Genomic DNA, 25,019 nt, shown 5'->3' on the forward strand with positions numbered 1-25,019 from the left:
CGAGGTCATTGCCATGAATTTCAAGCAGATCAATGAGACGAACGGTCAGCGCACCTATGTCGTCGTGCTCGATGCCAACGAAGAAGCGTTCTCCACCCTCAGCAAATTTGCCACGACCTACGAGATGACCGCCGCATCGGTCACCGCGATCGGCGCATTCGAAAAAGCGACCGTCGGCTGGTTCGATTTCGCCAGCCGCAGCTACCGCAAGATTCCAGTCGCCGAACAATGCGAGGTCCTTAGTCTTCTCGGCGATATCGCGACTGGCGACGATGGCAAGGCGAGCCTGCATCTTCATGCCGTGCTGGGCCTGAAAGACGGCTCCACGCGCGGCGGTCACTTCATCGAGGGCATCGTCCATCCGACATTGGAAGTGACGATCATCGAGACGCCCGCCTATATGCACCGCCGGCATCGCAAGGATCTCGGAATCTCCCTCATCGAACTCTGAACAGCCACCCGTTGCGCTCGCGCGATTATGCAAGATGCCTACACTTTAAGTGCCCCTGCTGGTATGTTTATCGCGACCTGGCTGAGGAGGAAGAGTAATGTCTCTGCTTGCCTTGCATCATGTAGCGATCATCACCGCCGATTTGGGACAGTCACTACCGTTCTATTGCCATGTGTTCGGTCTCGCCCAGATCCCGCGTCCGGATTTTCAGGTGGACGGTGCCTGGCTTGCTTGTGGCGCCCTGCAGATTCATCTTATCGTCAATCCGGCGGGCACGTTCCGCAAAAGCCCCGCGATCGACCGCAATGATTGGCACTTCGCTTTCCGTACCGATGACTTCGATGGTGTGGTCAAACGACTTACGGACCGCGGCTTCCGGGAGGACCTGCCCCAGGGCGATCCAAAGTGCCTGCTGATCTTCCGCTCCGGCCCTGCCGATTTCCCGCAGCTCTATCTTCGCGATCCTGACCTGAACGTGGTCGAGGTCAATGGAGCGCTGTAAGCCCGCGCTCATGCAAAAGAACGCGTGAGATAGTCGATGCAGAGAAACAGCAGCAGGATCAGCAGCCAGACGGCCGCCGCGAGCGCCGCCATCCGAGACAGGGCGGTCGCCTCGTTCAGGTGCATGTAGCGCCAGTAGATCAGAGCGGATTTCGCCAAGGCGATCGACAGGCTGACCGAAAGGCCGACTACGCCGGTCAGCAGGAAACTGGCGCCGATGGTCGTGGCCAGCAAAAGCATAAGGATCATCCAAATCAGAACGAGCGGATTGGCAAGGCGCAACATTCCACTCACCTCGCCAGATAGAAGACGGGATAAAGGAACACCCAAACCACATCGACCAGATGCCAGTAAAGTCCGGCGGTGATCAGCACGATGGCCCGCTGGGGCAGCGATATGGCCCCGCGCATCGTTTGAACCGCCAGCGTCGCCAAAAGCACAACGCCGATCGTCAAGTGCAAGGCGTGCAGAGCGGTGGCAATGAGATAGAGGTCCATGAAAAGGTGCTGGACGCCAGTGACATAGCGCGATTCCACGCCCGGCACAGGCAGCAGTCCCTCGGTAAACTCCAGATGATATTCGTAGGCCTTGATGGCGAGGAAGCAGAGGCCGAGAACCCCAGCCGCAGTGAGCCAACCGGCAGCCGCATTCGCCTTGCCGCCCCTGCCCGCCTCGACGCCAAGCGCCACGAACAAACTCGATGTTAGCAGCACTGCCGTGTTGATGCCTCCAATGCCGAAAAGCAGGGCATGCGACGCCTGGACCACTTCCGCCGCATGCGCCAATCGAAGCGCGGCGGCAACGGAGAAGATGCCGCCGAACAACATAATCTCGCTACCGAGAAAGATATACATGCCCATCATCGCCGCTTCGTGCTGCTGGCGGGCATCGCGATAAGGCTCGGTGACGGGCAAAGTCTCAGGCATCGTCACCCTCCATCTCCACCGGATAGTCGTAAGGCGGCTTGTCGACGAGCGGCACCTTGTCAAAATTGTGCTTCGGCGGCGGTGACGGTGTCGTCCATTCCAGCCCGGTCGCGCCCCACGGATTGTCGCCGGCGGGCGCTCCGTAGCGCAGCGAATGAATGAAATAGATGAAGGGCATGAGGTAGGCAGCACCGAGCAGCGTAGCGCCGACGGAGGAGAAGACGTTCAGTACCTGAAATTCCGGCGGGTAGACATGGTAGCGCCTCGGCATGCCGAGATAGCCCAGCAGAAATTGCGGGAAGAAGGTCAGGTTGAAGCCGAGAAAGATGAAAATGGCTGCCAGCCGCCCCCAGACGAGCGAATACATCCGTCCGACGATCTTCGGCCACCAGTAATGCATAGCACCAAAGAAGGCCGACACCGTGCCGCCGACCATGATGTAGTGAAAATGCGCGATGACGAAGTAGGTATCGTGCACATGCACGTCGATGGCCAGCATCGCCAGCATCAGGCCGGTCAAGCCGCCGAACACGAAGAGACCGATGAAGGCCATGGCAAAGAGAAAGGGCGGATCCAGCGAGATATGCCCCTTAAACAGCGTCGCAGTCCAGTTATAGACCTTGATGCCGGAGGGAATTGCCACCGCGATACTCAAGAACGAAAAAGCGGCGCTCGCATAGGTCGATTGGCCTGAGACGAACATATGGTGCCCCCAAACGAAGAAGCCGAGAGCGGCAATCGCGACCGATGAGGCAGCGACGAACTGATAGCCGAAGATCGGCTTGCGCGCTCCGGCCGCCACCAGCTCGCTGATCACGCCCAGTGCCGGCAGCACCATGATGTAAACAGCCGGATGGCTGTAGAACCAGAAAAGGTGCTGATAAAGCAGCGGATCGCCGCCGAGCGCCGGATTGAAGATGCCGAGGCCGAAAAGTCTCTCGAGGGAGATCAGCACGAGCGTAATGGACAACACCGGCGTCGCCAGTACCAGAATCATCGAAGTGGCGTAGATCGACCAGACGAAAAGCGGCAGCCGGCCCCAGGTCATGCCGGGGCAACGCAGCTTGTGCACGGTGACGATGAAATTGAGCCCGGTAAGGATCGAAGAAAAGCCGACGATGAAAACAGCGCTCGCCGCGAGGATAACATTGCCGTTGGCATACATGGTCGACAGCGGCGTATAGAAGGTCCATCCGGTATCGACACCGCCGGCGATCAGGACGAAGACGGTGAAGAGACCGGCAATCATGTAGATGTACCAGCTCAGGAGATTGAGTTTGGGAAAGGCGAGATCCCTGGCTCCGATCATCAGCGGAAGGAGGAAATTGCCGAACGTATTGGGGATCGACGGGATCAGGAAGAACCAGACCATGACGACGCCGTGGATGGTGAAAGCGCGATTGTAGCCCTCATTGGTCAAGAGATCGCCAGCCGGCGTCAGCAGATCGAGGCGGATAAGCGCCGCGGCGACCGCTCCAACAAAAAAGAAGAAAGTAATCGACAGCACATAGAGGATCGCGATGCGCTTGTGGTCCGTCGTCAGCAGCCAGGATTTCAGGCTATGGCCGGCGCGCAGATAGCTGACGCGTTCGGCTGCCGTTTCCGACAGGCCACGGTCGTCGAGATTGGCGGGGTTCGGGCGCTGTTCCGTGGTGATCGTCACTGGGTCGCCTCCCGCGGCTGCAACGATTTGATATAGGCGACGATCTTCAGGACATCCTCTTCGCTGAGTACATTCTGGAATGTCGGCATGATCGGCTGATATCCTGCAGCGACCTGCGACTGCGGCAGAAGGATGCTGTCGCGGATATATTGGTCGTCGGCGATCACGACCTCGCCGGACTGCAGCGGCACCGGATTGCCATAAAGTCCAACGAGCGAGGGTGCGCGGGTGGTCGATGCGGGATCATGGCAGCCGCTGCAACCGCGGCTGCGGAAAAGTGCCGCTCCTTCCGCCGCAAGCGTGAGATCGTTGGAGGATTGGCTCAGCCATTTGGCATAATCCGCCGGCGTCATGACGACGAAGCTGCCCGTCATTTCGGAATGGTTGCTGCCGCAATATTGCGAGCAGGCGATGCGGTAGACCCCAGGCTTGTCGGCAGTGAACCAACTCGTCGTGTAGCGGCCGGGCACCACGTCCTGCTTGATACGCAAGGCGGGAAGGAAGAGGCTATGGATGACGTCCTGGGAAGCCATCGTAAGCTTGACCGGTTCTCCTGCCGGCACGTGAAGCTCATTGATTTCCGCTTGCCCCTGCGGATGCTGGAACTTCCACATCCATTGCTTGGCAACGACGTCGATCTGCAGGGCATCGGCCGGAGCATGACGAAGGCTTGCGAACAGCTCGGTCGACCAAACATAGAAGCCCAGCAACGCGACGAACGGAACGACGGACCAGGAGACTTCGAGCGGGATGTTGCGGTTCGGAGAATGCTTCCGGTCCGCCGGCCTGCCGCGGCGGTACTTGACCGCAAAGACGGCGATCAGGATGAAGACCGGGGCCGAAAGGGCGACGATCAGGACCGTGAAGGCGATCACCAGCAAATCCACCTGGTGGCTGTAACCGGAAATGCTCGGGGGCCAAAGGGAGATGAAAGTCAATTTCTCCTCCCCCGAACCGGTGGCTTTTCGCGGCGTCTCTCGCGTAATAGGGCGAATGCCAACAGCCCGCCGCCGCCCAGCACCGTCACCCCGCCTGCCATCTGCAGGGCCGTGTGAACAAGCGGGGAATAGCGCCCGATGGCCGGATCATAATGGTAGCAAAGCAACAGGAGCTGATCGCCCCAACTTCCGATCTGCCCCTGCCCCGCCTCCGTCAGCGCCAGCTTCAGATCATTACCCTCAGGCGCAAGTCCGTAGAGCCAGCGGCTCAATCGTCCATCCGGCGTCAGGACCGCGACGGCGGCGTCATGCGCATATTGGCCGATATCGGGGTCCCAGGCATAGCGATAGCCGAGCGCGTTCGTCACGGCATGGATATCGGACGCCGTGCCGGTCAGCGCATGCACACCCCGGGCGGTCAGCGAGGGAAAGCGGCGGCGCAATTGATCGAGAGAGTTTTGCGCCTCAGCAGGCCCTTCGCGGGGATCGATCCCAAAGGCAATGATGGCGAAATCGCCCGGCGGCCGAAACGGCTGCTCCTCCACCGCCTCCATGAGGCCCGACAAGGTCACCCCGCAGATATTCGGGCAATTGTGCAGGACTGGGGCCAGCAGCATCGGCTTGCCGCCGGCAAGCCCGCGCAGCGTCACACGATGACCTTGCTCATCCGTGAAAGGCCGGTCGAGCGGGATTTTCGCGTCCAACTTTTGTTCGATGCCGGTGGCGGCAAACGGATCGAAGGCTGCCGCCGCGGCCTGACTGCCGGTAAATCCCAGCAGCGCGAACACGAACAGAAGAAAGTGGCGCATCATCATTTGGCCGCCTCCCCTTTGTCCTGATCCGGCCAGCCGCGGGCGGCGAGAAGCGCCATGGCGCGCTCGATCGGAATGTGTGCCGTCTGCGTTGCCCTGTCGGTCCAGCCATAGCCCTGCAACCGGCTCTCGGCCTCGCGCTGCAGCGCATAGCGATCGGCAGAGGGAGAAACCTCAAGACGAGGACCGTTTCGTTCCTGGGTTTGAGAGCTCCCAAGAGCGAACCGTACCGAAGGCTCGACCCAGCGAAGAATGCCGAAGGCAACCAGGACCGAAAGCCCCACCCCAATGAAGAGCGCGGAAGTCCACAGCAGGACGATGCGCGGCGAGACATCGCGCGTCTCGTAATCCGGCTCTGTCTTCGGCGGTTGACGCCGTCTGCGAAAGATCGGGCTCATTGCGAGACCTCCGCCTTATAGCTCGGCCTCAATCGCGCAAGCAGAACCGTCGAACGGGAAAGGACCGCCAAGCCAATCTGCGTGAAGCCGGTCAGCGACAGGAGATAGGCCGAAATCGCAGGCCCAAGATGCTCCGTCAACTCAGGCATCGTTAGCCAAGCATATTCCAACAGTGCGCCGGCAAGCACAGCAAGCGACAGCGTGATCAGCCATGCCGGAGATGTGCGGACAGGCGGGAAAAACAGCAGCAACAGCGGCAGAAGGTGCAGCAGCGTGATCAGGTATTCGGCGATGGCCCAAATGCCCTCGCCCCGCCGCTGATACCAGGCAACCCCCTTAGGAAGATTGCCGGACCAGATGATGAAATACTGCATAAAGGCGAGATAGACCCAGACGAGGATCGCGGTCAGCAGGAGGCCACCTAGCACGCCAGGCCGCCTTACCGGAGCGGCCGATAGCCGCAGCACGATCAGCAGCGATAGCGCCGTCAGCATCTGGCTCGCCAGTATGTAGAGGCCGAAGCCGGAAGAATGGAATTGCGGATCGAGCGACATCAACCAGTCGACCGACAAGAGCTCGTGCAAAAGCACGAAGGCTATGAGGCCGATCGCGGCCAGCGGCAGGGAACGTCGCGGTCTCGTAACCAGCGCCCATGCCAGCCAGCAGGCCCCCGAAAGCATCGCCAGGGTGCGAGCATCGAAGAAGAACGGCGTCAGATAGACCTTCTTGAAAGCTCCAAGCGGAGCCCCTCGCGCCCATTCGTAGATCCAGGGAAGACCGATCATGATCGGGAGCGTGGCAAGGAGAGCGAGCGGCAACAGCAGCAGCGCCGGCTCGGCGACGGTCAGCAACTCGTCACGCCAGATACCGGGGATAATGCGCATCATCATCGTCAGGCAGAGGGCGCCGAGCGGCAATGCGCTCATGAAGACAAGGGCCGCCAGCCAGCCGATCAGCGCCGCTTGGGGCGAGAACAGCGTCATCGCCAGCGCCGTCAGGCAAAACACGACACCGCTTATGGCAAGCATGTTGCTCGGCAGAGCTTCGACGCGGCTCATGATCCCGCCCCTTCCAACCGTGCTCGATCTTCCGGCGGCAGAGTGGCGACGGGAGCGTTCCGGCTGAATTGCAACGCACGGATATAGGCTGCGATCGCCCAGCGATCGGCCGGAGGAACCCTGTCGGCATAGGAATACATCACGCCATGGCCGTTGGTTATGACGTCGACGAAATAGCGCGAAGGAGCATTGCGCAGCCGGTCGACATGGAAACTCGGCGGATGCGGAAAGCCACGCGCCGGCACCGTGCCGTTGCCATCGCCATCGGTGTCGTGGCAGGGCGTGCAATAGATGCCGAAGCGTTCCTGTCCACGCCGCAGCAAATCGGCCGTCATCGTCGGGCGATTGGCAAGAGCTGCGTCTGCTTCGGCATCGTCGCGTCCCACCGTCCCTTGCGGCGGCGCCTGCAGCGACTTGCCGTCGGCAAAGAGCGAACTCTTTTCATAGGAATCGTAGCGCGGCTGGTGGTTCATGTCGTCGCAGGCTGCGAGCAGCAGAACGGGTACGAGATAGAGCGGTGCGCTTCTCATTCCGGCTGCTCCGTATGCTCTACGGTTTCGACGCGCACCGGATCGAGGCCTTCCAGAAAAGCCCGCGTGCGTTTCAAATGGAACCGCGCATCGTTGCTGAAAAGCACGAGAAAGAACTTGTCCGAGCTCGCCAAATGAAACGCGTCGACATCGAAAAGCGGATGATGGAGGCGTGGTAGGCGGTTCAGCAGAAGCATGCCGAAGACCGCAAACAGCACGGCGAAAAGCACGGTCAGCTCGAAGGTGATCAGCATGAAGGATTGCCAGGCATAAAGCGGGCGCGCGCCGATAATGATCTGATAGGCATAATTGGTGTAGACCTGCAGGCCATAGGCGATGGCGGCACCGACGATCCCACCGGCAAAAGTCAGCCACGGCACGATGTTTTCTTTAAGATCCAGCACGTCGGTCAGTTCCTGCACCGGATAGGGCGAATAGGCGTCCAAGGCACGAAAGCCGGCCTTACGTGCGCGCTTGACGCCTTCCACCAGCCGTTCTGGTCTGTCGAATTCGGCGACGAGGCCGAAAACTGCACTTTCCGGGCTGGGTTCATGCATGGCTCAAATCCCCCGTTTCCCTGAGCGCCTCTTTGACTTCGAAGGCCGAAATGACCGGCAGGAAGCGCACGAACAACAGGAAGGGTGTGAAGAAAACGCCGAGCATGCCGGCAAAAAGGCCCCACTCCCAAATGCTTGGATGGTAGACGCCCCAGGAGGAGACGAGATAATCGCGATAGAGCGACGTCGTCAGCAGCATATAGCGCTCGAACCACATGCCGACGGTGACCGAAAGGCCGATCAGAAACAGAATGACCGGCTGGCGGCGAACGGCGCCAAACCATAAAAGCTGCAGCGGCACGAAATTGAGGATGACCGCGCCCCAATAGCTATAGGCGTAGATGCCGGTCAGCCGATCCATCATCGTACCGACGTCCTGCCGATCGCCGCCATAGAGGCTGTCGAAGACCTCCGTCACATAGCCGTAGGCCGTCATCAATCCCGTTGCCAGCACGAAGCATCCGAGCAGGTCGAGATGGCGCTCGGTGACGAGATCGCCAAGCCCCAGCGCATGGCGCAGCGTCACGGCAATCATCGCCACGACGGCAAAGCCGGAAAAGGCCGCGCCCAGCACGAAATATGGCGGGAAGACCGTCGAGGTCCAACCAGGTATCGGACCAGCGGCAAAGAGCAGCGAAACCTCCGAGTGAACCGAAACCACCAGAGGCACCGCTATGGCGGCGGTCAGTCGATAGGACTGGTTCCAGCGTGCCCAATGCCTGGCCGAGCCGCGCCAGCCAAGCGCTGCGAGGCCGTAGAACACCTGCTGCCAGCGTTTTTTTGCCCGATCGCGGACGGTGGCAAGATCGGGGACGATGCCGATATACCAGAAGAGAATCGAGACGGTGAGATAGGTCAGCACCGCGAAAAAATCCCAGCTCAAGGGACTTTTGAATTGCGGCGAGATCGTCATAGTATTCGGATAGGGCGCGATCCAATAAAAGAACCAGGGACGTCCGAGATGCAGGATCGGGTATAGGCCTGCGCAGACAACGGCAAAGAGCGTCATCGCCTCGGCGAAGCGGTTCAGTGAGTTGCGCCAGTGCGCGCTTAGAAGCAGAAGCAATGCCGAGATCAGCGTCCCGGCGTGTCCGATGCCGAGAAACCAGATGTAGTTGGCGATCGCCAAACCCCAATTGACAGGAATGTTTTCGCCCCAGACGCCCACCCCGTAGATGAGCAGAACCGCCGACGAAACGACGAAGCTTATGAGCAGCAGCAGCGACACCAAAAAACAGGCCCACCATGCCCGGGGGGCTGGATATTTCAGTGGGATCCGGGTGATCTTCGCTGTGGCCGCCTCGTTGCGACCTGCCGTTACATCGCTCATCCTGTGGCCTCCTTCCGGAGGATGCTCTTATCCTCGATGCGGGCAAGATAGGTGGTCCGCGGCCGCGTATTGGCCTCCTCAAGCAACGTATAATCACGCGATTCAGCCTTGCGGCGGCTGACGGCGGAACTGGGATTGGCGACGTTGCCAAAAACAATTGCCTGCGTTGGACAGGCTTGCTGGCAGGCAGTGACGATCTCGCCATCGCGGATCGGCCGGCCCTCCTTATCGGCAGTGATGCGGGCTTCGGCGATGCGCTGCACGCAGTATGTGCATTTCTCCATGACGCCGCGGCTTCGCACGGTCACGTCCGGATTGCGCATGGCCTTGACGGATTCCGCATCGTTTCCGGTGTAGTCGAACCAGTTGAAGCGGCGGACCTTGTAGGGGCAATAGGACGAACAGGTGCGTGTGCCGATGCAACGGTTGTAGACCTGCAGGTTCAGCCCGTCGATGCTGTGGACGGCGGCGTTGACCGGGCAGCCCATTTCGCAAGGTGCCTGCTCGCAATGCATGCAAGGAACCGGCTCGAAATAGGATTTCGGCTCCGTGACATCGCCTTCGTAATAGTGATCGATGCGAATCCAATGCATTTGCCGGCCCTCGGCGATCAGGTCCTTACCGACGACCGGAATGTTGTTTTCAGCCTGACAGGCGGTGACACAGGCGTTGCAGCCGATGCAAAGGTCGAGGTCGATCGACATTCCCCAGGAAGGGTCGGACTTTGGCTTGTCCGGATAGAACGAGGGCTGCTCCTCCTTGTCGCTCCTCTGCGATTGCGGCTCGAGCTCGCCGACATCCACGCTGCGGACGAAATCGAAACCGTCCATTGCCTGGTTCACTTGCGTCGTCGCGACCGTCAGCGTCTTGCCCGTCGGCTCGATTCTGACATTGCTCCTGTGCCACAGTTCATTCGATCGCCGCAGCAGGTAAGCGTCGTAACCGAGATTTGCGGCGATCGAGTCCTTCAGTTTCCGGCCGTAACCAAGCGTGACTGTCAGCGTCTGCGTTTCCTGACCCGGCATGATCCACACCGGGCCGGTTATCGAAACGGCATCTACCGCCAGCCGAACCTCGTCACCATTCGTCAGCCCCTTCTCAGCCGCAAGCTGTGGACTGAGGAGAATGACATTGCCCCAGGTGATTTTGGTCAGCGGTCGGGGTGTCTCCTGCGCCCAGGCGTTTTCGGAAAGAGTACCGTCCCAAATGCCAGCATCGGGGCGGATGACCAGCGTCAGAGCCTCGGCGGCATCGATGGCAGACGGGGGAATTTGTCGGCTGGTAACCGTCGGCACGATCAGCGGCGGTGCGCTGCCCTCCACGAAACCTTGGTTGAGGCTGTCGCGCCAGCGACTGTCGAAATCGGTTCCCCATGCCGTTTTCCAGGTCTGCCGCACGACATCCAGGTCCACTGCGGCGTGTCCCATCAAGTTTTCCAACACTACGTGCGCCGAACGCACGTCATAGAACGGCCGGACCAGCGGTTGAATGAGGCTTATCGTGCCGTCGACCGCGCGCGCATCGCTCCAACTTTCGAGATCGTGCTGAAGCGGGACATGCCATTGGCAGAAGGAGGCAGTCTCATCGGCATGCTGCGCCGCATGGATGCTGAGCCCCACCTTTCGCAAGGCTTTGCGGAAATCGAGATCGGCCGGCGCCATATAGGCCGGATCGATGCCGACGATCGCGAGCGTCGAGACTTTGCCCGCCTGCATATCTGCCGCAAGCGCCTCGAGCGATTGCGGACCGTCGGGCGGCGTGGTGGTGAACGGATCGGAGAAGCGCAGGGTGGTGCCGAGGCTTCCGAGCTTTTCATTCAGCAGCAATCCGAGCGACTGGGTATTCTTGTCGTGATGCGCGCCGACCAGAAGCAATGCGGTATGCTGCGAGGCTTTGAGCGCATCCGAGGCGGCGTCGATCCATCGACGTTCCTTGTCAGAGAGTTCGACATTGCCGAGACCATCCAAGCCGATCCGGCCGCCAAGCGCCCGAAGCAGACGATCCATCGCGGAGACGGATGCGGCAAGCCGCATGTCCGCGACGGAGCCGGTCGTCGACGGAGTGGGTTCGGCGACGAAAAGGCGGGATTGGCCTTGCCGCGCCTGCCGCAATCGGCGGCGATCACCAAAGAGACGCGCGTTGAGCGTCTGGCGCGGACCGGGGCCAAGAAAGTCGTCATCAAGGCTTACGATCGTTTCGGCGGCATCGAAGGCCGGATGCATGACCAATGGCCGGCCGAACACTAGGGCGGTCGCGGCGAGCCGAAGCGCATCCGAGACCGGATCGCAGACGTGCCAGCGCGCTTTTGGCCAACGCTGCATCATCGCGCCTATCTGCCGAAGCAGCGTCGGTGAGCTCAAAGGACCAGTCAGCAGGCGAAAGCCTTCTCCCTGCAGCTTGTCCAAAGCGTTCGCATTCGCGGCCATCTCCGCATCGAAGGCGCTCCAATCCACCGGCTTGCCGAGGTGAAGCGGAGTTTGCGAACGGCCCGGATCGTAAAGGCCGAGAAGAGCTGCCTGCGTGAAGGCGTCCGTTGCACCCTTCGATGCTGGATGGTCCGGATTGCCTTCTAGTTTGACAGGGCGGCCGGTAAACGTCTTGCCGAGGACCGGCTGCGCATAGCCGGCAAAAGTGACTGATGTTGCATACCATTTCGCCACGCCCACCGTCATGCCGTCGGGAGCCTCGACATAGGGCAACGCGGTTTCGTCCTCTTCGCCCTTACAGGCCGGCAGGCCGGCAAGGGCCAGCGAAGCCCCCATGACCTTCAGCAGCGAACGGCGATCGAGGTTGATCGGGCGGCTATGAAGTGCCGGAAACTGCTCCCTTGCATATCGTTTGAAAGGCTCCGTGTCGGAGAGTTCTTTCAAAACCCTCTGGAAATGCCGCCCCGTCTTGCCGGCGAGCCGCTTGCGGATTGCTTCCTCGGAGGACGGGCGGTTGGTCATCAAATCACCTGTGACAGATGTTGCATTGAGTGAGCTTGGCCGGCTCGATGCCGTAGGCTTTCACCACGAGCGCGCCAAAATCCTTGTGTTGTGCGGGATGAGCGTCCCAATCGGACCAGTCCATCCGCGTCACCTGGTCAGGCGGGCGCAGGTTTGGCGCGGGGTCTCGATGGCAGTTCAGACACCACTGCATCTGAAAGGGTCGTGCACGCGACATTAGCGGCATCTGATCGACGCGACCGTGGCAGGTCACGCAGGGAACGCCACGGGTAATGTGGATCGAATGGTTGAAATAGACATAGTCCGGCAGCCGTGACACACGGTTCCACCGCAGCGGAACGTTCGCCGCCAGACTGTGCCTGACCGCCGCCAGCATGGGAGCTCCGGTCCATATCTGCGAATGACAGCTCATGCAGATGTGGGTTGCCGGCAGGCCGGCATATGCGCTCGTTTCGACCGACGTGTGGCAATAACGACAGTCGATGCCGAGACCGCCGACGTGATGCTGGTGACTGAAGGGAACAGGCTGATCCTGCACCCAGCCGATCAGAGTTCCATAGCTTGAGCTGGCATAGCCGCCCACAAACAGGATCAGAAGAAATATGAGGATGGCGGCGGCGAGCAGGAAGGCGCGCAGTCTGGTATCTGCAGAAGCCGTGAAAATCTGCGCCACCGAATTCCCCTAAGTTGCCCGTGTAACGGGGTCAAACGTAGAGTCAGAATGAAAGTTCCAGCCTCGCCGCCTGCAGGTTCGATCCGCCGCACGCACCTGCCTTCATCAACCAATGGAACAATGTGTTCCGGCCGAGGGTTACATTCACCACGTCGGGATCATGAAGCGCTGCTCATCTTCCCGGCTGTGGGCGAATGCCAAAGGCCATGTTCCGAAGGAGACCAGCGATGAAACATCAGCAACCACGTGACGGAGCGCCTGGAACTACCGATCAGTCCCCCAGATGGGAAGGCCCGGCCGGCTCCAAGCCCGCCGGTTATCTTCCGGCCAAGGATGGCGGAGAAGCAGCACGGGACGCCAATAACGAGAACATCAATCATCCGCGCAAGCGCAAGGTTTCCGACGCACTGAAGCAAAAAGGCGATGACTGAAAGCGGCCTGCAATCAGGACAGGAACCAGGCAACGTCGGCAGCGATACCGGCGCCGTATGCTCCGGAGCCAAGCTCGCACAGGGACAGTCGCCGGTCGTTGCTGACCCGATGCCGTCAGAGGCAACCATTTCGAAAGCCCCACCGCCCCCCATGCACGAGATTGGAGACGAGTCGGAAATCGTTTATCTCGCCATATTGGAGAGCGGCATAACCCGCAAGAAAGGCCGGAAAGGCTTTCTCTACTACGACGAGAGCGGAAACCGGATCTACGATGAAGCCGAACTTGAGCGCTTTTCCGCACTCGCCATTCCTCCCGCCTATACCGACGTCATTATTTCCCCCGAACCAAGATCGCACTTGCAAGCCGTCGGTCGTGATGCGCGGGGGCGGAAGCAGTATCGCTACCATCCAAATTGGACGGCGGAGCGCGACCGGGAAAAATTCGCGCAGCTTGTGGAGTTCGCAAGGGCGCTGCCCGAAATTCGCAAGCGGATCGATATGGATCTTCGCCGCAGGAAGCCCGGATTGGCAAAGGCGCTTGCCACGGTCGTCTGGCTGATGGACAAGCTGTTCATCCGCATCGGCAATGAGGCCTATGCGATGGAAAACGGTTCCTATGGCCTGACGACATTGCGCAGCCGGCATGTCAAACTCGTGGGATCGCGCCTCCAATTTCGCTTCAAGGGAAAATCCGGTAGGGAATGGCGGTTGAGCTATACCGACCGTCGCATCATCCGCGCCATACGAATGCTGCAGGAACTGCCCGGCCAGCATCTGTTCCAATATCTCGACGAGAACGGTGCCCTCCACGCGATCCGTTCGCAAGACGTCAATGCCTATATTCGCGAGGCCGCAGGAGGTGACTTCAGCTCACGGCAATTCCGGATCTGGGGTGCCACGCGAATGGCAGCTTCGGCACTCGCCGTCATAGAGCCCGCCAACAGCGCCACAGCGCGGGCAAGGCAGATAAACGAAATCGTCGACACGGTGGCCGCGAAACTGGTGAACACGCGGGCCGTCTGTCGAGGATCCTACATCCATCCGCGCGTGTTCGAAGATTTCGAAAACGGCAGCCTGGCGAAAATCGCGAAGACGAAAGTGCGGAAGGGGTCCAGCATTCTGAAATGGCTGGATGAAGACGAGGTGACAGTTCTGCGGTGGCTGGAAGAACTGGAGTGACTTCGATCTGTCCTATGTAGCATGCATGCGCGAACCGGTGGCGGTAGCCATCACTTCCTGGAGACACCCGTCAGCTTGCCGTCTACGCTCCTGCAAATCAATCAAGGCCCAGCCGCGGCGCCATCAAGGCACCGTCCGGCTCAGGATTTCGAGGCGTGTTCCGGTTTTCCCTTCCGTTTGGTAGACGCCATGTCTTGAAGTTCCTTCTCGCTCATGGAATCGACCATACTCTTGGAAGCGCCTTTCAATTCGCTCTTTTTCTTTTCGCCGCGCTTGGCGGCAAGCGCCGCGCCGGCGGCCTTCTGTTGAGACTTCGATTTTGCAGGCATCATGGACCTCCTTCGGTTGATAGTCTTCCGGCACTAGAGCCGTTCAGCGCTTCACGGAATCGTTGAACCGCTCTAGCTTGTTGTTTTTACGCAATCCCAAACGGAAAACCGCTACGCACTTTTCCTGGAATTGCTCGAGAGAGATCCTGCCATCACGTGGCATCACCGGAACCGGATAAATTCTCTAGGGCTCGATGCGGCGGTTACCGGCATGGTCGTGATATTGTTCGGTCTGCACATTCTTGCTGTCGAGGCCCCTCTCCTTCGAGTGCTGCGCTTTGTCTCTATTGGAAAGCACCGCATTTCCCCGACACGAGAATCATCAAGCGTCGAGCGCGCGCCTGAGGCATCGCCTTTGCCCTGCGCTCCGCGTCCGATGTGTTTCTTCCCTGCATGTGCCATCATCTTTCTCCTTCAAGGCCGTTCGAAATTTCTGCTTAACCGGCAAATCGCAGCAGCAAGATCACAAGGACCAATGCCACCAGTCCGCCGATGAAAACCGGCCGCTGCCAGCGGCGCTTTAGGATGATCTCGCCCTGGCGGACATCCTCAGCCGCAAATGTCGGCGGTTCCGCTCGCTTTTGGTCAATCTTCTCGTCGTCATTCATGTCCGCCTCACGCGTGCCCCCGCGAGGCCGCGATCTTACGCGGCCGCCATCTGCCGGCAGGTCTCGGCGCACTTGCGGCATGCGTCCACGCACTCGCCCATATCGCCGATCCGTTCGCAATCGGCAGCGCATTCGCTGCAGATTTCCGCGCATTCGCGGCAAACATGCGGATGGTGCCTCGAACCGATCAGCATGAAATGTGCCGACGTACGGCATATCTCCGCGCACGCCATCATCAGCCGGAAATGCTGCGGCTTGGTATGTTCGCCGCCGACCTCCAGGCAGTGATTCAGGGCCGTGGACAGACAAACGCTGTAGCAGCGCAGGCAGTTTTCGACACATTGCTGTATCTTGCTATCCAAATGCATTGTCGTCTCCTTCGGCTATTGCGTCTGGTACGTGCCTGTGACGCTCGCTTCCGCGAGCACGTGCTTTTTCGCCTCCGCCCACATCGCATTTATGCCGGCGGCATCCGGGATCGAAAGTCTCGGAACGTCGAGGGCGGCAAGGCGGAAAATGTAGTGATGAGGGCGATCGCCGCGCGGGGGTTGCGGACCGTCGTAGCGCGCATTGCCGAAATCGTTCTTGTAAAACCGGGGCGCACGATCCGGTGCGGTTTCGGCGCTTTCGGGTAGGTCGGTCCACTGCGCCGGGATGTTGGCGATACCGCAGTGGCGAAAGGTGCCGCTCGGGGCATCCGGATCCTCTACAACCAGAGCAAAGCTCTTGGTGCTATCGGGAGCGCCGCTCCAGGCAAGCGGCGGAAAGAGGTTCTCGCCCGCTCGCGCATATTTCTTCGGGATCGCCTGATCCTGCGCGAAGGCTTTGCTGATCAATGTCAAAGCCATGACATTCTCCTTTTGCTATCAGGAATGACCGCTTCATTTGCCGTGGCCGCTTTGCTGATTGAGCCCTCGGACCATGTTCCTATCCTCGCCCCCAGCGTCGGGAGTGGCTTTCAGATCGCCGCCCTTTCGATAGGCTTTCCTCGCCTGCTCGTTCCGGTGCAGATCTGCGGCCGCATCGAATTCCTTGTTGGCGTTTGCCGTTTTCTCGCGTTTTTCGATGATGCGGAGTTGCTGTTCGTGAGTTTTCTTGCCCGTCATGTTGTTCTCCCTTCTCGACGTGGACGCATTCTCAAGCTGCAAACGAGCCGGTGCGCGACTGATCGCCATGGACGCGTCCTGCGCTTGAATTCATAGTCGAACCCCCGCGCCTTCCCATTGTTCCCCTGGAATTCCGCAGGAGGGGCATTCACTCGGGCTAGCATCGGCCATGACAACGGACGGTTCGTATCGTCCGATGGTTCGTGAGGATGGGATGCCTCCGCCAATTTCGATGGCATAAAACAGATATTTCCGTCGCGCCGCGGAACATTCCGCTTTGGCCTGAGTTGCGTTTGCATCAGTGAGATAGAACAACATGCAGAAATTTGACGATGATTACAAAGGCCACCGGAGAGATCCGATAGTATCGCAGTCCGACAGTCCGGCGGAAAGAAGTAAGAAGCGCCGGGCAGGATATCTCATCGTGTTTGGAATAGTTATCGTTTCACTGCTTGTTCTTGCTGAATGGCTACTGAGCGGTTCAATTATGCTGTACAAAGCCCAATAGACGAACAAATCCTCCCAACCCTCGAATATTACTCGCCGCGGCTGAGGCCGCGGCGAGTAACGCACGCATCATTTATTCGTACGGCCGCGCCGGCGGGGGTCGACAGCGCCCTTCATTGGCGGTTGACGAATTTTGTGAACCGGCTGGTGTCGCCGCTTTCCGTTTTCTCCTGATAGAGAAAGGCCAGATCGTTCTCGTCGAATATCCGGAAAAACTCTTCCCAGCTAATTTCTTCGAGCGTTTCTTCGGGCTTGCCGAAATCAATCCGCAAAATGCCGCCCTTCTTCGCACCCTTGACCCTGGCTGGGCGACCATTCCTGGCCTTCACCCAGTCGCGGATTTTGCCGTGATCCGTTGTCGTTTGAGATGCGCTCATCTTAGCCTCCTCTTTGTCATGACTACCTGTCTAAGCCGACAGGCGCGCCTTTGTTCCCGAGCTTCGACATTGTGATTGCGATCCATGCAGCCAAAATCGCTGCGTCATGCGCTCCGTTGCCTCGACAGGCAACAAACGGCGCCCTGATGGGTTTGGTCGAATAAGCTGGATAGAACAGGAGTTCGGTAATGACCGTTATCAAGTTTTCGAAAGCTTGGCGGGATGAGGGCAATCCGGAGGCCGAGTTTCGCACCGTCGATGATTTCGGGCGGTACATGTTTCGCTTTCTCGCCGAGTACGAGTTCGATGGCCGGATCTTCAGCATCAGCTTTTGGGCTTATGACATAGCCGATGCTGAGCGGCGCATTGCGCGCATGCGAGGCAGCCTCAACCTTCAGGGACAGATTTTCTGCGAGGCGTGAGCCAGCGGGAACAAGAGGAACTGCTGGTGGATTTATATTTCTGACGCCGAACGGCTTGATTATCACTCAGCAATGCTGCGTTGCACTTCTACAAGGAGAATTTCGATGCTCAGGTCCCTGTTTAAAGAATTCAGTGGCGTCGACGGCAAATTGGACGATCCGTGTCCCAGCCTCGTATCGTTTCGAAACAAGTGCAACGTACTAGTGATTTTCGAAGGCTCCAATGACGACCGGCCTATCAGGCAGGAGGAGGAGCTTCTACATCATGAAAAGAACCTGACCGATCGGGACGTAACCGTGCTGAGGGTCGCCGGCGGTGGAGTCTTTCAGCTCTTCGAGGAGCCATACGAACTCGATGCCGACGATATCCGCCGCGATCTGCAAGGTCCTTCGGACGACGAATTCGAAATGGTATTGGTCGGACTGGATGGCTCGACCAAGCTCAGATCCTATGCTCCCCTGCCGACAAGCGTCATTCTGGACGTCCTCGATAAGGTCCCGCCATTGATGCCATAGTTCGAAACGGCGAAAGGCAGCATCGGGCGGAAACGCTTCCGATTCACGTCGTGCCTTTCGATGGCGAGTTTTGAAGGGAGAGGTGGACCGCGCAGATGGCGATGGGGCATTAGCAGAAGGGACAAGTTCCACGCGATCCAGCTTTCGAACCCACGGCAGCCCTGAAGGTTCCCGAACAAAAGGAGAAAATCGGGCGGTTTTTGCTAACCCCAGGGCGAGTTCGCAGGAACGTGATGCTAATGCGCCGGTCGCGTGACCGTCCCATTCACCGACTTGCGCCCGGCCCCATGATCTAAAAGTTTACTGAGCCGCCGCGGTAACGCGCCAAACCGTATTGCCAACATCGTCGGCAACCAGCAGCGCGCCGGCTTTATCGACCGCCAGCCCCACCGGCCGGCCGCGTGCTTCGTTATCGGCGTTTAAAAAGCCGGTGACGATGTCCTGTGGCATGCCGTTGGGACGACCGTCGCGAAACGGCACGAAGATCACCTTATACCCATTGAAATTATAGCGGTTCCAGCTTCCGTGCTCTCCGACGAATGCGCCGCCGCGATAGGTCTCGGGCAGATTGGTGCCGGTATAGAATGCCAGGCCGAGGGGCGCCACATGCGAGCTCAGCGCATAGTCGGGCACGATCGCCTTGGCGACTAGATCGGGTCGCTGCGGTATGACGCGCGGATCGACGTTCTGACCATAGTAGCTATAGGGCCAGCCATAGAATCCACCCTCCTTCACGGAGGTCATATAATCCGGCACCAGATTGGGGCCCAATTCGTCGCGTTCGTTGACGACCGTCCACAGCGCATGCGTCTGCGGCTCCCAGCTTAGGCCGTTCGGGTTCCTGAGGCCGTCCGCAAAAATACGCGAATGCCCCGTCGCCCGATCAACTTCCCAGATCGCGGCGCGGTCTTTTTCAGCCTGAATACCGTTTTCCGTAATGTTGCTGTTGGATCCGACGCCGACGAAAAGCAGCGATCCATCCGGGCTGGCAAGAAGGCTCTTGGTCCAGTGATGGTCAATGGGACCGCCGGGGAGATCGATGAGTTTCGTGCCCGGTTCGGTGATGCTCGTCTCTCCCGGCTTGTAGGGATAGCGCATGATGGCGTCCGTGTCCGCGACGTAGAGATCGTTGCCGACGAGTGCGACGCCGAAGGGCGAATTGAGATGGTCGAGGAAAACGCTCTTGACCTCCGCGACGCCATCGCCGTCGGCATCCCGCAGCAGCGTGATGCGGTTGCTTCCTTCATCGCCGCTCCCTCCAGAGGTCGCCATCGCTTCAATCCAGCCCATGATGAGGTCCTTCGGACGTGTGATGGAAGCGGCGGGTGGCGCAATCGACTCGACCGCAAGCACGTCCCCGTTCGGCAACAGATAAGCCGAACGTGGATGTCTAAGATCCGTTGCAAACGCCTGGATTTGCAGGCCTTTCGCGACCGTCGGCTTCTCGCCGTTCTTCCACCCGATTACGGAGGCGACATGCATGGGAGGGATCAGATATTGAGTTTGCGCGGGAAGCGTCGGATTTGGCCCGATCTGGCCGCTCGGGTCCGGCTCGTCACGGCTGCAGCCGGAAAGGACCAATATCGTGCCACATACGAGTCCCACTCCCTTGAAGTGCGCCCTCGCATTCGTCGGATTATTGAACATCAGTCGACTCCCACATGGTGACGATAGACCATCGACCATCCCATCCAGCCGGTGAACAGGATGATCAGCACCACCACGGCGGAAAGGATGAGACCTGTAGGAACGACGGAGGTCCAGGCGTCGCGGCTATGCACCAGGGCGTTGAAGAAGGACAGGATCAGAACGAGGGCATTGCCCAGCAGGTGCGCCCAAGCAGGCCACAGAGCGCGAACGAGCCGGTTGCCAAGAAAATCGATCAGCCCGGCAATGGCTGCGAGCAGGCCCATCAATAAGCCTGCCGTCAACAGCCAAGCAGAGAAATTTGCCCACATCATCTCGGCCGTTTGCCAATAGGCCAAGTCCGTTATGAGCGTGCCGACAAAGCACGCGATCGGAAAAGGCACAAGCATGGGATGAATTGGGTGTGTGGCGATCCGCGCCGTCGGGCGAAGGGCTTGATTGGTCATTTAGTTTTGCCTAATGCTAATTGAAACGTGTATCGAACATCTGCGAAAACCCGTTGTTCCCTGCTCTTGTCTTATCGATCTGCAAATCAGGCGATTGCGATTGCCGAAAGGGGGATCAGCAGCCGATTGCAGGATGCATCGAAGACACGCAGCCTTATGTCCGGCGCCGGACGATGGGCCGCGTTGGACTACCGGGCGGCAATGAATTTTGCTATGGCTAGCAGATGGTAGGAGGGTCTGTTGCGACCTGTACCTTCCGGGAGGTGTCGATGGGGAAAGGGAAGGCGATGGCCGCTGGCGAAACGGAATTTTTGGTCTCCGCGTCAGCATCAGATTCTGAGGGGGCAGCAAACGACGAAGAACCCACTCCGAGTAGAAACTTGAGCGATAATCTCACCCGGCAATTTGGATCGCATGCACCTTCGGCAGACGCCTGGCTGGCGGCGATTGTCGAAAATTCCGATGACGCGATCATCAGCAAGACCCTCGGCGGCATTATCACGAGCTGGAACCGGGGCGCCGAACACCTCTTCGGATTCGAGGCGAAAGAAACAATTGGCCTGCCCATCACCATTCTGATCCCGGATGACCGGCTTCATGAGGAAACCACGATCATAGGACGAATCCGCGCAGGTGAACGGGTCGATCACTATGAGACCGTGCGCCGGCGCAAGGATGGCAGCCTCGTCGACGTTTCTCTCACCGTGTCGCCGATCCGCGACGCGGACGGCACGATCATCGGCGCATCGAAAATCGCGCGAGACATTTCGGAGCGCAAACGTGAGCGCGAACGTCAGAAGCTGCTTCTGCGGGAGATGAACCACCGCATCAAGAACCTGTTCGCGATCACCAATGCGCTGATCACGATGAGCCAGCGATCGGCTACGAGCGCGCAGGATCTTGCCGACAATTTGCGCAGAAGAATCGTTTCCCTGGCTCGCGCTCATGATCTGACATTGCCGGATCTTTCGGGAGACGTAACCGATCGATCATCGACGACGCTCTTTTCCCTCTTCGACGCGGTTCTCGCCGTTCATCGAGAGGATGGCCGGCAGCGGATAGAGATTCACGGCTCGGATTCCCCCGTTGGAGGCTCCGCACTGACCTCGTTGGCATTGCTGCTGCATGAATTCGCCACCAACGCGATCAAATACGGCGCCCTTTCCCTCCCCGACGGACAAATCAGGATCGACTTGGCGACCGACGACGAGCTCAGTCTGATTTGGACGGAAACCGGCGGCCCCGCCGTTACGCCGCCCGGAGAAAGCGCCGGCTTCGGATCTCTGCTCGAGCGGGTGACCATTGAAGGTTCGCTCAGCGGATCGATTACGCGGGAATGGAGACCGGAAGGGCTTCGAATTCACTTGCGGGTGCCGCTTGAGAACCTGACCCGCTGACACCGCCTCGGCAGATGAGGAGGTGCGCATTCGACTGCGAACGCGGGCGCCCGGCCACGCGGCGATCTCATGCACGCCCTCGATAGACGAAGGCCGGCGGTTCGCGCAGGCCATCCTCCTCGGCCTGGTCCGCGATATATTTGTGAAGCGGCGAATGGATGCAGACTGGATCGGTTGCCTCCGCATGACCTGCAAGTGCCATAGCCTGGCAGCGACAGCCGCCATGATCGATGTGTTTCCGGGCGCAACTGCGGCAGGGCTCCTGCATCCAATCCTCACCACGATAGGCGTTGAAGGCGCTCCCACGATACCAGATCTCTGCGAGTGGCTTGTCACGCACGTTGTCGAATGTGAGGGATCGAATGGTCTCGGCGGCATGGCACGGCAGCACGCGTCCCGAGGGGGTAATATTGATGCCAGTGCGACCCCAGCCTCCCATGCAATCCTTCGGATAGCGCGAATGATGATCGGCGGGGACGTAGTCGATGACGAGAATGCCCTCCAGCCTTCGGCGCGCTTCTTCGACCAGTGCCATCGTCTGCTCGACCTGCGCGCGCGTCGGCATCAAAGCAGCTCGGTTTTTTTCCGCCCATCCATGGAACTGGACCGTCGCGACTTCTAGCCGGCGTGCTCCCAGCGCAACCGCCATTGAAATCATCTCGCCGACCTGATGCATGTTCTGTTTGTGGCAAACGGCATTGACCGTCAAAGGAATGCCGGTCTCGCCTATCCAGCCGGCAACCGCCAGTTTGCGGGAATGGCCGCCTGCATAATTGCCGACATGGTCGGCCACTTCCGCGGTTGCGCCCTGGATCGAAAGCTGGATGTGATCCAATCCGGCATCAGCCAGCTCAGCGAGGCGATGCGGCGTCAATCCGATGCCGGAGGTGATGAGATTGGTATAGAGACCATAGGAAGCAGCTCCCGCCGTCAGGGCGGCAAGATCGCGGCGGGCGGCCGGTTCGCCACCGGAGAGATGTAGATGTAGTACACCGAGCTCAGCCGCCTGCCTGAAGGTAGCGATCCATTCTTCGGTCGCCAGTTCGTCACGGCTCTGCGTCAATTCGAGCGGATTGGAGCAATAGGGGCAGGCAAGCGGGCAGCGATGCGTCAGTTCCGCCAACATGGCGATCGGCGGCGACGCGGCGATGATGCGCTCCTTCTCGTTTCCGGAAAGACAGGCGCTCATCGGCTCAGCTCCAGCATTCGCCGGCTAGCGAAATCGTGGATGAAGACGATCATGTCGTTGAGGATTTCCTCTTTCGGAGCACCGAACTGCTGGGCGAATTCGGCGGCGATTTCGTCCAGAGTCCTCACTCCGTCGAGAGCCTTGACGATTTCGACTGCAATTTCGTCCAGTGCGAGCGCGCGTTCGGGAGCAAGTAGGATCGTTTGCCCCCGAGCAGCATCCTCACGCAGCCTGACGCCGCGCGCGAGCTTGGCAATCGTCAGTCCATCGATCCTGGGGGCGCCTTCCTCACTCATGATGAATTCCCTTCGTTCTCCGGTTCCCGCGTGCCGATCACCCCTTTGCGGCCATCCCAGCCGCCGGGCGGAATGTGTCCGGGATTGACATAGGCATGGGAGAGCGCATCAAGTTGCGACCATAAGACATCGGTCTTGAACGTCAGCGCCGCGACTGCCGCATCCTGCTTTTCCAGCGTGTCGGCGTGATCGAGAACATAATTGAGACCGAACGCGACCTCTTTCGGCGCTTCGTTGAGTCGCTGCCGAAAATAGGCAAGCGCACTGTCATCGGCGAAGGCGTAATGTTTGATCAGGCCGGCGATGCGGTTGGCGTGGATCGCCGGGGCGAACATCTCCGTCAGCGAGGATGCGACCGCTTCCAGCATCGGCTTCTCGCGAACGAAATGAACATAGGCATCCACCGCAAACCGCGTGCCGGCCAGCACCCCGCGTGTCGAGGCGACATAATCCGGATCAAGGCCCACCGCTTCGGCGAGCTTCAACCAGCGGCGAATCCCGCCGCCGTCTTCTAGTCCACCGTCGTGATCCTCGATGCGATTGCGCCATGCCCGCCGCAACTGGAGATCCTCGCAACGCGACAAGAAGGCAGCATCCTTCATGGGGATACGGCTTTGATAATAATACCGGTTGATGACCCAGGCTCGCACCTGGGTCATGTCGCACCGGCCGGCGTGCAACTGCTGATGAAATGGATGCTTGTCGTGGTAGCGGGCCGCGCCGACAGCGCGCAGACGCGCTTCGAACGTTTCTCTATCGGCTGCCTGTTGCAAGCGTGACCTCCATGCCGTCATAGCCCACGGCGAAACCGTTTCGCTCAAGCTGCGCCCGTTCCGGTCCGGCCTGCCAGACAGGATTGGTGTTGTTGATGTGAATATAGATGCACCGCCCGATCGGCAGGCGCGACAGCGCTTCAAGGCTGCCGCCGGGACCGCTGATCGGGACATGTCCCATGCGCCGTCCGGTCTTCTGGCCAGTGCCCATGCGGATCATTTCGTCATCGGTAAAGACCGTGCCGTCGAAGAACAGCAGATCGGCGCCGGCAATCCGGTCGCCGAGAGCCGCACTTACGGCCCCGCAACCAGGGATATAGTACACGCGCTGCGGGCCGATGCGGAATTCGACGCCTACGGTCTGCTCGGTTTCGGCGCCGAGTTCGGGTACACCCTTTTCGAGATAGAGCGGAACCTTGCCGGGGACGGCAAAGAGCGTCGTCTCAAGACCATCCAGCGGAAAGAATGGTGTATCGAGCTCGACCGGATTTTGCTGCACATGAAGGGGATCGAGAACTCCGAAAATCGGATTTTGCCCCAATGTCTCTAGCAAAGCGCGCGCCGCGAGGAGTTGAAAGGACTGCTTTTCCCTCAAAGTCAGAAGACCGGCGACATGATCGACATCGCCACTCGTGAGCAAGACACTTTTGACGGGGCTGTCCCGCAATTCCGGCGGCCACAAAACGGCCTGATCGCGCAATTGCTGCCGAATATCCGGCGACGCATCCACGACCAGCCAAGCGCGGCCATCCACGCCGACGGCCAAGGACGACTGCGTCTGAGAAGCCAGAATGCCCTTGCGCGCAGCCGCACAGTTCGCGCACCGGCAGTTCCACTGCGGCAAACCTCCACCGGCGGCAGCGCCCAGGACAAGAAATCGGACTGTCAATCTGTTGCTTTCAGATGATCAGGGATCAGAACAGGATCGGCTCGGAACCATCGGCTGGCGCATACCGGTTGATTTCCATGCCGCAGCTTACCTCAACGAAGTTCGGAGCATGCCACTTCAT

At 59.5% G+C, this 25,019-nt stretch carries 32 protein-coding genes and 1 pseudogene; 7 read left to right on the forward strand and 26 right to left on the reverse strand.

Annotated features, from left to right (window positions below; all coding sequences use genetic code 11):
- Nucleotides 1–13: 13 nt before the first annotated feature.
- Both K290_RS0102480 and K290_RS0102485 read left to right on the forward strand, forming a co-directional pair.
- Entirely contained in the window at nt 14–451 is a 438-nt protein-coding gene (locus K290_RS0102480) for a PPC domain-containing DNA-binding protein (RefSeq protein WP_028750399.1), read from the forward strand.
- 97 nt (nt 452–548) lie between these two features.
- On the forward strand, nt 549–953 hold the full coding sequence (locus tag K290_RS0102485; RefSeq protein WP_028750400.1) for a VOC family protein: 405 nt from the start codon (nt 549–551) through the stop codon (nt 951–953).
- Between the two features lie 8 nt (nt 954–961).
- Here K290_RS0102485 and K290_RS0102490 read toward each other — a convergent pair whose 3' ends face one another.
- From K290_RS0102490 to K290_RS0102545, 12 genes are read right to left on the reverse strand one after another with little or no spacing between them, the layout of a single operon-like run.
- Nucleotides 962–1,237, reverse strand: coding sequence for a hypothetical protein (locus K290_RS0102490; protein ID WP_028750401.1), 276 nt, complete (start codon nt 1,235–1,237; stop codon nt 962–964).
- A 5-nt stretch (nt 1,238–1,242) separates the two neighbouring features.
- Nucleotides 1,243–1,878 (reverse strand): cytochrome c oxidase subunit 3, encoded by a 636-nt coding sequence (locus tag K290_RS0102495; RefSeq protein WP_028750402.1) that lies wholly within the window; start codon nt 1,876–1,878, stop codon nt 1,243–1,245.
- Nucleotides 1,871–3,487 (reverse strand): cytochrome c oxidase subunit I, encoded by a 1,617-nt coding sequence (gene ctaD, locus K290_RS0102500; protein WP_028750403.1) that lies wholly within the window; start codon nt 3,485–3,487, stop codon nt 1,871–1,873. Before ctaD ends, K290_RS0102495 begins: the two co-directional genes overlap by 8 nt.
- A 50-nt stretch (nt 3,488–3,537) precedes the next feature.
- A complete protein-coding gene (gene coxB / locus K290_RS0102505) occupies nt 3,538–4,479 on the reverse strand; it encodes a cytochrome c oxidase subunit II (protein ID WP_028750404.1) in 942 nt (313 codons plus the stop codon).
- Entirely contained in the window at nt 4,476–5,294 is an 819-nt protein-coding gene (locus K290_RS0102510) for an SCO family protein (protein WP_028750405.1), read from the reverse strand. Before K290_RS0102510 ends, coxB begins: the two co-directional genes overlap by 4 nt.
- Nucleotides 5,291–5,689, reverse strand: coding sequence for a hypothetical protein (locus K290_RS35825; protein WP_051263924.1), 399 nt, complete (start codon nt 5,687–5,689; stop codon nt 5,291–5,293). The genes K290_RS0102510 and K290_RS35825 overlap by 4 nt, the downstream gene beginning before the upstream one ends.
- Nucleotides 5,686–6,747, reverse strand: a complete 1,062-nt coding sequence (locus tag K290_RS33735; protein ID WP_037134668.1) for a hypothetical protein — start codon at nt 6,745–6,747, stop codon at nt 5,686–5,688. The genes K290_RS35825 and K290_RS33735 overlap by 4 nt, the downstream gene beginning before the upstream one ends.
- The gene (locus tag K290_RS0102525; RefSeq protein ID WP_028750406.1) at nt 6,744–7,277 is read right to left on the reverse strand and encodes a c-type cytochrome; all 534 of its coding nucleotides are present in this window, start codon (nt 7,275–7,277) and stop codon (nt 6,744–6,746) included. The genes K290_RS33735 and K290_RS0102525 overlap by 4 nt, the downstream gene beginning before the upstream one ends.
- Nucleotides 7,274–7,834, reverse strand: coding sequence for a DUF3341 domain-containing protein (locus K290_RS0102530; RefSeq protein WP_028750407.1), 561 nt, complete (start codon nt 7,832–7,834; stop codon nt 7,274–7,276). The genes K290_RS0102525 and K290_RS0102530 overlap by 4 nt, the downstream gene beginning before the upstream one ends.
- On the reverse strand, nt 7,827–9,164 hold the full coding sequence (gene nrfD / locus K290_RS0102535) for an NrfD/PsrC family molybdoenzyme membrane anchor subunit (protein WP_028750408.1): 1,338 nt from the start codon (nt 9,162–9,164) through the stop codon (nt 7,827–7,829). The genes K290_RS0102530 and nrfD overlap by 8 nt, the downstream gene beginning before the upstream one ends.
- A complete protein-coding gene (locus tag K290_RS0102540) occupies nt 9,161–12,112 on the reverse strand; it encodes a 4Fe-4S dicluster domain-containing protein (RefSeq protein ID WP_028750409.1) in 2,952 nt (983 codons plus the stop codon). Before K290_RS0102540 ends, nrfD begins: the two co-directional genes overlap by 4 nt.
- 4 nt (nt 12,113–12,116) lie before the next feature.
- The gene (locus K290_RS0102545) at nt 12,117–12,785 is read right to left on the reverse strand and encodes a cytochrome c3 family protein (RefSeq protein WP_028750410.1); all 669 of its coding nucleotides are present in this window, start codon (nt 12,783–12,785) and stop codon (nt 12,117–12,119) included.
- A 227-nt stretch (nt 12,786–13,012) separates the two neighbouring features.
- On the opposite strand from K290_RS0102545, the gene K290_RS0102550 reads away from it, so the two are divergent.
- Together K290_RS0102550 and K290_RS0102555 are read left to right on the forward strand one after the other, a co-directional pair.
- Nucleotides 13,013–13,216: a hypothetical protein gene (locus K290_RS0102550; protein ID WP_028750411.1), complete on the forward strand. Its 204-nt coding sequence runs from the start codon at nt 13,013–13,015 to the stop codon at nt 13,214–13,216.
- 151 nt (nt 13,217–13,367) lie between these two features.
- Nucleotides 13,368–14,396: a DNA topoisomerase IB gene (locus tag K290_RS0102555; protein WP_028750412.1), complete on the forward strand. Its 1,029-nt coding sequence runs from the start codon at nt 13,368–13,370 to the stop codon at nt 14,394–14,396.
- 140 nt (nt 14,397–14,536) lie between these two features.
- On the opposite strand, the gene K290_RS0102560 is transcribed toward K290_RS0102555, so the two are convergent.
- The 7 genes and pseudogenes from K290_RS0102560 to K290_RS0102595 all read right to left on the reverse strand — a co-directional run bounded on the left by K290_RS0102560 (nt 14,537) and on the right by K290_RS0102595 (nt 17,323).
- The gene (locus tag K290_RS0102560; RefSeq protein ID WP_028750413.1) at nt 14,537–14,725 is read right to left on the reverse strand and encodes a DUF3008 family protein; all 189 of its coding nucleotides are present in this window, start codon (nt 14,723–14,725) and stop codon (nt 14,537–14,539) included.
- A gap of 184 nt (nt 14,726–14,909) precedes the next feature.
- Nucleotides 14,910–15,127, reverse strand: a pseudogene (locus K290_RS33740) (hypothetical protein).
- A 35-nt stretch (nt 15,128–15,162) separates the two neighbouring features.
- Complete coding sequence (locus K290_RS37805; RefSeq protein WP_172830998.1) at nt 15,163–15,333, reverse strand: hypothetical protein; 171 nt, start codon at nt 15,331–15,333, stop codon at nt 15,163–15,165.
- Nucleotides 15,334–15,368: 35 nt separating this feature from the next.
- Nucleotides 15,369–15,701 carry a four-helix bundle copper-binding protein gene (locus K290_RS0102575; RefSeq protein WP_028750414.1) on the reverse strand — a complete coding sequence of 111 codons (333 nt, stop codon included), beginning with the start codon at nt 15,699–15,701 and terminating at the stop codon, nt 15,369–15,371.
- A 15-nt stretch (nt 15,702–15,716) separates the two neighbouring features.
- A complete protein-coding gene (locus K290_RS0102580; RefSeq protein WP_028750415.1) occupies nt 15,717–16,181 on the reverse strand; it encodes a YbhB/YbcL family Raf kinase inhibitor-like protein in 465 nt (154 codons plus the stop codon).
- A 33-nt stretch (nt 16,182–16,214) separates the two neighbouring features.
- Nucleotides 16,215–16,439, reverse strand: coding sequence for a hypothetical protein (locus tag K290_RS0102585; RefSeq protein WP_028750416.1), 225 nt, complete (start codon nt 16,437–16,439; stop codon nt 16,215–16,217).
- A gap of 620 nt (nt 16,440–17,059) precedes the next feature.
- On the reverse strand, nt 17,060–17,323 hold the full coding sequence (locus tag K290_RS0102595) for a hypothetical protein (protein ID WP_028750418.1): 264 nt from the start codon (nt 17,321–17,323) through the stop codon (nt 17,060–17,062).
- Nucleotides 17,324–17,511: 188 nt separating this feature from the next.
- On the opposite strand from K290_RS0102595, the gene K290_RS0102600 reads away from it, so the two are divergent.
- Both K290_RS0102600 and K290_RS33745 read left to right on the forward strand, forming a co-directional pair.
- On the forward strand, nt 17,512–17,745 hold the full coding sequence (locus K290_RS0102600) for a hypothetical protein (RefSeq protein ID WP_028750419.1): 234 nt from the start codon (nt 17,512–17,514) through the stop codon (nt 17,743–17,745).
- 105 nt (nt 17,746–17,850) lie between these two features.
- Nucleotides 17,851–18,261: a DUF4174 domain-containing protein gene (locus tag K290_RS33745; RefSeq protein WP_037134671.1), complete on the forward strand. Its 411-nt coding sequence runs from the start codon at nt 17,851–17,853 to the stop codon at nt 18,259–18,261.
- Between the two features lie 300 nt (nt 18,262–18,561).
- Here the strand turns inward: K290_RS33745 and K290_RS0102610 are convergent, their stop codons facing one another.
- Nucleotides 18,562–19,908 (reverse strand): PQQ-dependent sugar dehydrogenase, encoded by a 1,347-nt coding sequence (locus K290_RS0102610; protein ID WP_051263925.1) that lies wholly within the window; start codon nt 19,906–19,908, stop codon nt 18,562–18,564.
- Nucleotides 19,908–20,354 carry a DUF2231 domain-containing protein gene (locus K290_RS0102615; protein WP_028750421.1) on the reverse strand — a complete coding sequence of 149 codons (447 nt, stop codon included), beginning with the start codon at nt 20,352–20,354 and terminating at the stop codon, nt 19,908–19,910. The genes K290_RS0102610 and K290_RS0102615 overlap by 1 nt, the downstream gene beginning before the upstream one ends.
- Nucleotides 20,355–20,734: 380 nt before the next feature.
- Between K290_RS0102615 and K290_RS33750 the strand changes: the two genes are divergently transcribed.
- On the forward strand, nt 20,735–21,751 hold the full coding sequence (locus K290_RS33750) for a PAS domain S-box protein (RefSeq protein WP_051263926.1): 1,017 nt from the start codon (nt 20,735–20,737) through the stop codon (nt 21,749–21,751).
- A gap of 67 nt (nt 21,752–21,818) precedes the next feature.
- On the opposite strand, the gene pqqE is transcribed toward K290_RS33750, so the two are convergent.
- From pqqE to pqqA, 5 genes are read right to left on the reverse strand one after another with little or no spacing between them, the layout of a single operon-like run.
- Complete coding sequence (gene pqqE, locus K290_RS0102625) at nt 21,819–22,940, reverse strand: pyrroloquinoline quinone biosynthesis protein PqqE (RefSeq protein ID WP_028750422.1); 1,122 nt, start codon at nt 22,938–22,940, stop codon at nt 21,819–21,821.
- Nucleotides 22,937–23,236 carry a pyrroloquinoline quinone biosynthesis peptide chaperone PqqD gene (gene pqqD, locus K290_RS0102630; protein ID WP_028750423.1) on the reverse strand — a complete coding sequence of 100 codons (300 nt, stop codon included), beginning with the start codon at nt 23,234–23,236 and terminating at the stop codon, nt 22,937–22,939. Before pqqD ends, pqqE begins: the two co-directional genes overlap by 4 nt.
- On the reverse strand, nt 23,233–24,009 hold the full coding sequence (gene pqqC / locus K290_RS0102635) for a pyrroloquinoline-quinone synthase PqqC (RefSeq protein ID WP_028750424.1): 777 nt from the start codon (nt 24,007–24,009) through the stop codon (nt 23,233–23,235). The genes pqqD and pqqC overlap by 4 nt, the downstream gene beginning before the upstream one ends.
- Entirely contained in the window at nt 23,990–24,898 is a 909-nt protein-coding gene (pqqB, locus tag K290_RS0102640; protein WP_028750425.1) for a pyrroloquinoline quinone biosynthesis protein PqqB, read from the reverse strand. The genes pqqC and pqqB overlap by 20 nt, the downstream gene beginning before the upstream one ends.
- Nucleotides 24,899–24,923: 25 nt before the next feature.
- On the reverse strand, nt 24,924–25,019 hold the full coding sequence (gene pqqA, locus K290_RS0102645; RefSeq protein ID WP_028750426.1) for a pyrroloquinoline quinone precursor peptide PqqA: 96 nt from the start codon (nt 25,017–25,019) through the stop codon (nt 24,924–24,926).

Source organism: Rhizobium leucaenae USDA 9039, assembly GCF_000426285.1.
In the GTDB taxonomy this organism is placed as follows: Bacteria; Pseudomonadota; Alphaproteobacteria; order Rhizobiales; family Rhizobiaceae; genus Rhizobium; species Rhizobium leucaenae.